Source organism: bacterium, assembly GCA_022616075.1.
Classification (GTDB): domain Bacteria; phylum Acidobacteriota; class HRBIN11; order JAKEFK01; family JAKEFK01; genus JAKEFK01.
The window spans coordinates 1-5,833 of the sequence record JAKEFK010000343.1 but is presented as its reverse complement, the minus strand read 5'-3'; the positions used below and the strand labels follow the sequence as shown (position 1 = coordinate 5,833).

9 protein-coding genes are annotated in these 5,833 nt (G+C 49.0%); 3 read left to right on the top strand and 6 right to left on the bottom strand.

The genetic code is table 11. The annotated features are described in order from the left end of the window. Together L0156_26750 and L0156_26745 are read left to right on the top strand one after the other, a co-directional pair. Positions 1 to 1,143 (top strand): hypothetical protein (locus L0156_26750; protein MCI0606600.1); only part of this gene is annotated, 1,143 nt, incomplete at its 5' end. Then, a complete protein-coding gene (locus L0156_26745) occupies positions 1,140 to 1,415 on the top strand; it encodes a hypothetical protein (GenBank protein MCI0606599.1) in 276 nt (91 codons plus the stop codon). The genes L0156_26750 and L0156_26745, both read left to right, overlap by 4 nt. A gap of 94 nt (positions 1,416 to 1,509) precedes the next feature. Here L0156_26745 and L0156_26740 read toward each other — a convergent pair whose 3' ends face one another. The 5 genes from L0156_26740 to L0156_26720 all read right to left on the bottom strand — a co-directional run bounded on the left by L0156_26740 (position 1,510) and on the right by L0156_26720 (position 5,333). Continuing rightward, positions 1,510 to 1,719: a BrnA antitoxin family protein gene (locus L0156_26740; GenBank protein MCI0606598.1), complete on the bottom strand. Its 210-nt coding sequence runs from the start codon at positions 1,717 to 1,719 to the stop codon at positions 1,510 to 1,512. Then, positions 1,716 to 2,012: a BrnT family toxin gene (locus tag L0156_26735; protein ID MCI0606597.1), complete on the bottom strand. Its 297-nt coding sequence runs from the start codon at positions 2,010 to 2,012 to the stop codon at positions 1,716 to 1,718. The genes L0156_26740 and L0156_26735 overlap by 4 nt, the downstream gene beginning before the upstream one ends. Before the next feature lie 653 nt (positions 2,013 to 2,665). Next, the gene (locus tag L0156_26730) at positions 2,666 to 3,685 is read right to left on the bottom strand and encodes a hypothetical protein (protein ID MCI0606596.1); all 1,020 of its coding nucleotides are present in this window, start codon (positions 3,683 to 3,685) and stop codon (positions 2,666 to 2,668) included. 171 nt (positions 3,686 to 3,856) lie between these two features. Continuing rightward, a complete protein-coding gene (locus L0156_26725) occupies positions 3,857 to 4,540 on the bottom strand; it encodes a response regulator transcription factor (GenBank protein ID MCI0606595.1) in 684 nt (227 codons plus the stop codon). Between the two features lie 136 nt (positions 4,541 to 4,676). Further along, a complete protein-coding gene (locus L0156_26720) occupies positions 4,677 to 5,333 on the bottom strand; it encodes a response regulator transcription factor (GenBank protein ID MCI0606594.1) in 657 nt (218 codons plus the stop codon). A 43-nt stretch (positions 5,334 to 5,376) separates the two neighbouring features. Here L0156_26720 and L0156_26715 point away from each other — a divergent pair, with 43 nt between their 5' ends. Then, complete coding sequence (locus L0156_26715) at positions 5,377 to 5,571, top strand: hypothetical protein (GenBank protein ID MCI0606593.1); 195 nt, start codon at positions 5,377 to 5,379, stop codon at positions 5,569 to 5,571. A gap of 31 nt (positions 5,572 to 5,602) precedes the next feature. On the opposite strand, the gene L0156_26710 is transcribed toward L0156_26715, so the two are convergent. Further along, a partial coding sequence (locus L0156_26710; protein ID MCI0606592.1) for a type II toxin-antitoxin system PemK/MazF family toxin occupies positions 5,603 to 5,833 on the bottom strand: 231 nt, incomplete at its 5' end.

Here is a 5,833-nt window from a genome sequence, read left to right as displayed (position 1 = left end):
CGTTTGGAGTTGTGCTTTATGAGATGGCAACCGGCGCGCTGCCATTTAACGGTCAAACAACGGGCGAGATGCTGGAAGCGATCTTTACGAAGGAACCGGTTTGCGCCGGTGCGGTTGAATTCGAATGTGCCTGCAGAGATGGAACGGATCATCGCCAAAGCGATGGAGAAGGACCGCAACCTGCGCTATCAGAGCGCAGCGGAGATGCGAACGGATTTGAAGCGGTTGCGACGCGACACCTCAGTTGGAGGGCGGACTTCCAGTCCGCCGACCGAAATTGCGGGCAAGGTTGCCCCCGCTCCATACCGGAGCTGGATTGCAATCGCTGCTGTTGTTGCAGTGCTACTTGCCGCAGCCATTTTCTACCTCAGCCGCAGAGCCAAGCCGCCGGCGCCTGCGGCACCAACCGGCAAGACTGCGATTGCGGTTCTGCCGTTTACCAATCTGAGCGCGGATAAGGAACAGGAATACTTCTCCGATGGATTGAGCGAAGAGCTGCTCAACGTGCTGTCAAGAAATCCGAAGCTGCAGGTAACCTCCCGCACCTCCGCTTTTTCATTTAAAGGAAAGGAAGTTGACATCAAAACAATCGCACAAAAGCTGAACGTGACGCATGTGCTGGAAGGGAGCGTACGAAAAGCAGGAAACCAGTTGCGGATCACGGCGCAGTTGATCGAAGTGGCAACCGACTCCCATTTATGGTCACAAACCTACGACCGGCAGATGGAAAACATCTTTGCCGTCCAGGACGACATTGCCGCATCGGTGGCAGGCGCGTTGAAGGTAACACTCGAAGGAGGCCGCACTCCCAAAGCACAGCAGACAAATCCCGAAGCCTACAACGCATACCTGCAGGGGCGCTACTTCGTCGACCGGCGGAGCAAGGAAGATCTGCAGAAGGCGATTGGCTACTTTGAGCAGGCGCTGCAGATCGACCCGAATTATGCGCTCGCCTGGGTGGGGCTCTCGGAGACGCACAGTCGTCAGGGGGGTTGGGGCTACGTGCCGTTAGACGAAGGTTACGCGAAGGCACGAAAGGAAGCCGAAAAGGCGCTGGAACTGGATCCAAACCTGGCCGAGGCTCATGCTCGCAGAGGATGGATCAAGAGGGCCTTACGACTGGGACTGGACTGGCGCGGATGAAGCCTACAAACGGGCGCTGGAACTGGAGCCGGCAAATGCGGATGTGGTCAGCGGCGCATCTTTGCTGGCATTCACGTACGTTTGGTCGTTTCAATGATGCGATCACTCTGGCTCGCCGCGAGACGGACAAAGCCTTCGAGTGGCTCGAGCGTGCCTACAAGCAGCGCGATGGCGGTCTTTCCACAATGAAAGGTGATCCGCTGCTGCGCAATCTGGAGCGCGACCCGCGCTACCGCGCTTTCCTGCAAAAAATGAAACTCCCGCTCGATTGAACTGGTTGTCGATTGTTGACGCTATTTTTGCCGTCTTGCAGCCGGTTGCTGGCATGAATCTGGCGTAACCGCGAATAGAAATCAGTTCTTTGCGCTATCCCCAGTGAAGAGAGAGTTTTTTGTTTTCTGCTGCACAATTGCGGAGATAAAGATTGATTAAGTTTTGATATGGAATTCCTGTTTCGCTGGAGAGCGCTTTGAAGTATTTGATTGTCTCGTTGTCGATTCGGATTGTAATCTGCTTCTTCAGAAATTTTGTATAAGGATTGCGTTTTGCTTTTGAAAAATCGTATTCCTTCCTCATTGTTCCCACCTTTTGTGATATTGCCTTTGTTCTTTCCTTGTCGCCTTGCGAGCGGAAATGATCCGGATCACCTGATCGTTCGCGCTATAAGAATGACTGACCACTAACATGCGCAGGCGATTACTAAACCCCATCAGAATAAACCGCTGCTCATCTACCGAATGATCAGGATCGTTAATGAATAGAGCATTTTCATCAAAAAAGACCGTTGTTGCTTCCTCAAAAGAAATCCGGTGCTTTTTGAGATTCGCTGCTGCTTTCTTGGGGTCCCACTCGAAACGAACATCGGCCATGCATTACATCATAATGCTTTTATAATTATAGGCAATTCTTGAGATTACGGAAAGCGGATGGCACAAATTTGGCACAAGTCGGGAAGGCAGAAAAAGAAACCCAGCCCTAACAATCACTTACGGCTGGGGGTTCGAATAAATGCCGAAGGGGAGAAACAGAAACGCGAAAAAGAAGTAACTCCTGATTTAGCAGCGGATTAAGTTCTCGTCGGCATTTTTGTTTCTCTTTGTATCTGGTTGCCGATTGTTGATTCCATTTTTCTCTCTTTGCGGCTGTTTGTTGGCACAAATCTGGCACAATTCGTCTGAGTGCATCCGCGAAGATCGCAGAAGTGTTTGCCGCCATGTGAATGATTGTTAGGCCCCAACAAAAACTTACGGTCTCACTATGATTTCGTTTCCACTATATTGTTGCATTTCCGGGCGGGATGAATCGCTCCTTGTAGCAGCCCTTTTTATTCGGTATCAGCCGGACGGCGGACTGCAAGCCGCGCGGTGCCATAACAAAGCCCAAAGAAGTAAACGACGATCTGATGTACTTTTCAACATGAATACTTCCGATATCTGCTAAACAGTAGAGATAAGGAAAGGCGCGATTGCTCGCGCCCCATGTAGCAACTCCGACCCGCGGCAATAATCCCGGAACTGTCCGGTTACTTGCATACGTGCAACTGGATATTACCTCCGGATAACTTACCGCTTGCAAAGTAACCATTCGAAAGGCTGATGCTAAATGTGTCATTGCGGCCGGGCTCACCGTTATCTGAAACATCCACCTGATACGTAAACCCGCCCTGACCGTTAATTTCCGCAGTTCCTTCGATGTGTCGCGTAGTGTTATTAACAACTACGTAGGCAGTGACACCTGTTCCTTTTACTTTCATTCCGGTTCCATGATCAATGTAAGTGAGATGACCCCAGAATCCGCCGTTCTTGATTCCGCCGGCTACGCCAAAATTAGCACGTGCGGAAGTTGGCAGCGTGATAAAACCACCGCCAGTAGTGAAGTCCTTGTCGCATGCCGGATTGTTTCTGCAACTAATGTCGGCGTGCGCAGAGGAAATGATCACATCGGCAATACCATCAACAGTCACGTGCAAAGCATTGACAGTAATGGCACTTGTCTTTCCATCCACCGACGTAGTCTGTTCATTGATTACTACTCGGCCGTTTGGTAAGTCGATCGTTTGATTCGGCGCCCCCGAAACCACAATCTGCTGACCGTTGATTACCACATTGACAATCTCTGAGCTTCCACTGATGAAGGCTCGACCTTGTGAACATTTTGCTTCTGCACGCGCCATCAAAAAGTCTGCAGTAATCGTGTTTCCTCCAACTGTCAGGCTTAGATTTGCTACCGAAGCTTCCGAACGACTGGTGTTTCCCTGACCAATCGTTGAGGCATGAAGCACTTCAGCCGTCAGCAAACCGGGTACGGTTGCTTCCAACAACGATGCCTCCAGGCTTCCGCCCGAAGAAGGAAGAGGGCCTGTGTCGGACAGAACCACCTCATTTCCCAAAACATTTGCGCTGACTACAGTTGCCTGACCGCTAAAAGTTGTATCGGCAGCCTGTGCTGTCTCGATTCCAAAAAACGGCAGGACAGTCAGTAGTAAGACCAAAAGAAATCTCAAAGGAATTACAAGCCAGAATATCGAATTACTTTTCCTCACGGTGGCACCTCCGTGTCAAAACTTCTACTGAAATGAAACTAATTCCGTCGCAGTCCAGAGTTCCACTTCAAAAAGGATAGGAGAGGATGATTAAAGGAATAACAAAAATCAAGAACAGGCTATACGGCTGGATACAGAATTATACTATTGGATAGAACGGACTAGTTCATTCTAACGGGGTAGATGTAACTCCAGATCCCGATTAGAAATCAAATGATTTGCCATTGCATAGGCAAGCAATTGCAGGCGCGTATTGACATGAAATCTTTTGTAAAGTTTTGTAAGGTGATACTTGATTGTGATTTCAGCGACGCCAAGGTTATTGGCAATTTCTTTGTTGGTCATCCCTTGTTTCAGGAGCTCAAGGATCGTCAGCTCGTTCACCGGAATGACTTCTCCGGCGTCTAAGAAGGCCAAACCTCTTCTCTGTTTGGCATTCTCCATCATCAGCGCCACAGCTTCACTGGGACCCCATATGGAACCTTCGCGGACGATTCGGCAGGCTTTCAGAAGCTTGTCAGGTCCGGAAGTAAGCACAAAATAACCCTTGGCGCCTGCGGACAGGACTTCTGCAATGGCGCGGAAATCAGCGTTGTAGCCATGCACCATGATCTTCACACCCGGGAATCTAGCATAGAGCTCCGATAGTAATATGAATTTGACATCCGTCAACAAAGCATGGGAAAGAAGGATTACATTCGGATTGCAATCCATCGGAGCCTTTTTCGATCCTAAAAACTTGGTGTACTCTTTTTCACCAAGAAATTTAACATCAGGATCCATGGACAGGATTTGACTCATTCCCAAATACCGCCAAAGATCCGGCTCAAGAAGAAGCGCTCTGATCGGTGTCATAGGATGCTGTAGTTCACTCTCTCACGGTCTTCTCGACAGGTCAACGTTCTTTAGGTATATTGGAGCTAATCAAAAGTATAAGCTTCCTGGAAAGGATATACGAAGGTATACAGGCGGGATGCTCGCCGAAACAATCTCAGGATTGACTATCCTTCTCTTTTTTGTGGGGCACAAGATTGTTCCTGATGGCGTAGGAAAGCAGTTGAAGCCGCGATCGAACCTTAAATCTGCGATACAGCTTCGCGAGATGCGATTTAATGGTTATTTCTGCCACCCCAAGTTTGTTTGCAATTTCTTTGTTCGTCAATCCTTCTTGCAACATCTGCAATAAGGTAAGCTCATGGGCCGTAATTATTCCCTTAGAACTCAAAGTTTTATCTTTCGATGGCGCCTTTGCGTGCGACATGAAAGCAACCGCATCACGCGGCGCCCAAATCAAGCCCTTGTACACAACAGTACAGGCTTTCATCAACTCAACGGGCGGCGAAGTAAGCAAGAAGTAACCTGTGGCGCCTGCGGCTAGAACCTGGGCGATTGTTTCAATCTTTCCGTCGTATCCGTAAACCAGAATTCGAGCGTTCGGAAACAATGATTTAATTCTGGGTAGAAGTAAAAGTTCAAAATCGAGCAATAAAATGTGCGAAAGCAGTACAATATCGGGATCGAAGTCCGGAGAGGGCTTAGGAAACGCAAGAATTCGGTTATAGTCCCTTTCACCCAAAAAATGAATCTCCGGCTGTGACGCCAGCAAATGGAAAATTCCCAGAAAGCGCCAAAGATCCGGTTCGAGCACCAAAACTTTTATTTTCAGTGTTTAGCTCCGGTCAAGATGCTAAATGTTAACACGGCGAGTCCACGGGCTTACAAAATCCGGCGGTGAAACAGACATAGCCTTCGAGTGGCTCGAGCGCGCCTACAAGCAGCGCGACGGCGGTCTCACTCAAATAAAGGGCGAACCGCTGCTGCGCAATATTGAGCACGATCCGCGCTACCGCGCCTTCTTGCAAAAAATGAAACTCCCACTCGATTGAAGACTCGTTCCAATTGACGCAACTGCTTCCACTAATCAACCAGCATTTCTTTGATCACCGCCTTAATTCTTCGGATTGTCTTCTGGTTCAGATGTCCAAGTTTGCGAATTAGTCTTCGTTTATCAACCGCGCGAATTTGATCCAATACGATCCAGCCGTTTTTGTTCTGAAATCGAACTGGCACACGGCTAGGATAGGCATGCGATTGACTTGTCATTGGCGCAATAATAACAGTCTGAATATGCCGATTCATTTCATCCGG